This is a genomic window from Mycobacterium sp. ST-F2, assembly GCF_001905655.1.
Lineage (GTDB): Bacteria > Actinomycetota > Actinomycetes > Mycobacteriales > Mycobacteriaceae > Mycobacterium.
In genome coordinates this window covers 1-2,224 of the sequence record NZ_JMHT01000055.1, presented here as the reverse complement: position 1 = coordinate 2,224, position 2,224 = coordinate 1, and the positions used below count along the sequence as shown (strand labels likewise).

Here is a 2,224-nt window from a genome sequence, read left to right as displayed (position 1 = left end):
GTGAAAGTCGGCCCGGGACGCGGTGACAACCGTTGGGGCTGTTCCGTTTTCCCGGGCCGCTTCCCGAACCCGGCGTGCACCTTTCAATGCACCGGGCTCTCCACAAGACCCGGTCAGGCTGCTGTGGTGTCCTCCTCGTCGGTCGGCCAGGGCGAGGGAATGACCGCACCGCGGTAGCGGTAGCGGGTCGTGCCGATCTTCTCCAGATCGATCAGCACACGGTCCTCGGTGGCTGGCCACCAGCCGCCGCCGCAATATTGGCGGCGCAGGTCTTTCCAGGTCGACTTGCGGTGTTTTCGTCGGAGCCAGCGCCACACCGTCTGCCACGTGTAGTGACTGAGGTAGGAGAAGGTCGCCGAGGACACCCCGGCCCGGAAATAGCCCGCCCATCCCTGCAGCGTCGCGTTGATGCGGCGCAGCAGGTCATCGAGCGGCTGGTTGAGTTCAACTGTTCGGCGCAGCGTCTTGATCTTCCGTTTGACCGCCAACACGGCCTTCGTGGACGGATGAACATAGACGTAGCTGCAGCTGGTGCCCCGCTTGCGGCGACGCTGGATGCGCCACCCGAGGAAGTCCAGCCCCTCGTCGATATGGGTGATCAGGGTCTTGTCCGGTGCCAGACGCAACCCCATCGTCGCCAACACGGCGGCGATGTCCTCCTGTAGTGCTTCGGCGTGGGCTCTGGTGCCCCGCACCATCAGACACCAGTCGTCGGCATAGCGGACCAGCCGAAAGTTCGGCTGCCCGTGACGAAGTCGTCGAGCGCGCTCAACCGAGCCGGTAGCCGGACCACCCGGCAACCCGGCAATGTGTTCATCGAGCACCGACAACGCCACATTGGCCAACAGCGGCGAAAGAATCCCACCCTGCGGAGTTCCGGCGGTGCTGTCCGCCAGCAGGCCGTCCTCGGTGAGGATGCCCGCCTTGAGGAACGCCTTCACCAACCCCAAGACACGGTTGTCACCGACGCGTCGACGCACCCGCCCCATCAGAGCGGTGTGGTCGATCTCATCGAAACAGGCCTTGATGTCTCCCTCAACAACCCAGTCATAACACCGGGGACGTGTTGCGAGATAACGCACTTCGGCCACCGCATCATGAGCGCGGCGCTTCGGACGGAAACCGTAGGAACACGGCAGGAAATCCGCCTCAAAGATCGGCTCCAACACCAACTTCAACGATGCCTGGACCACCCGATCGGCCACGGTGGGAATCCCCAAGCGGCGCAACGCACCACCGGTCTTGGGGATCATCCGCTCGCGCACCGGCAACGGGCGGAAACTGCGGTCCTTCAACTGCGACCGCAGTTCATCGAGGAACACCTCGATGCCCTGCCCGGCAGTGATGGACGACGCGGTGCGCCGATCCACCCCGGCCGTGGCGGCACCCTTATTCCCGCTGACCCGATCCCACGCCACCAACACGAACGCGGGATCGGCGACGAGGTTGAACAGATCGTCGAACCGGCGATCAAGATCATCGCGTGCCCAACGGTGCAGCTTGGTCTGGATCTTCAGTACCCGTTGCCGCGCCAGCATCAGCGCCAACTCCAGCTCGTCGGTATTCACCGGCGACATAACTTCCTCTCCTGACCTTCCAGTTTCCGCACTGCATGTCTTGCTGGCCCCCTTCGCCCTGTGACCGCCTTTCTCGGTCTCCACGACGGGCACGTCACCGCCCGCGACTACTACGAGGCCTCCGCCCCACCCTGAAATGCGGTTCCTTGACTCCGAACCCGAGTCGTCACACCCGCCCCGACTGGCTGCCGGAAACGAAATGAGCGGTCCCGCAGGGTGGTTCCCACGTTCACCAGGTCATCGATTGGTCAGGGAGGCGCCCAGCTCTACTCCGGCAGCATCGCCACGGCTACGCCGCAGGCCTTCACCGTGGCCTCCCCACCGCTGGAACTAAACGGCTTCGGAGTCAAACCCCACCCGCTCGGGTTCGTGCACTGCACACCGGCCCATATCCACCAGATTGGAGCCGGCTTCGCGGTTACGGAGCGTCTGACACTGGTTCGCTTACGCTGCACCTTCTGACCTTGCTCGACAAGCCCGCACCGTCTGGCAGTGCCGGCACGGCTTGCCTTCTCGGGACCGCTTGCCACCGATCACCGTCGTTCCCGGCGATCGGCTGCCCCGATGCTTCCTCAGGCCGCTGCGACGACCCGAAGGAGACGGTCTCTCACCGCCTCTCGATATACCCAGCGCCTCGTGGCGCACAG

Annotated in this window: 1 protein-coding gene; it reads right to left on the bottom strand. The window is 64.4% G+C overall.

Translation table 11 applies throughout. The annotated features are described in order from the left end of the window. Positions 1-113 precede the first annotated feature (113 nt). Positions 114-1,577: a group II intron reverse transcriptase/maturase gene (gene ltrA / locus EB75_RS19365; protein ID WP_456093944.1), complete on the bottom strand. Its 1,464-nt coding sequence runs from the start codon at positions 1,575-1,577 to the stop codon at positions 114-116. Positions 1,578-2,224 lie beyond the last annotated feature (647 nt).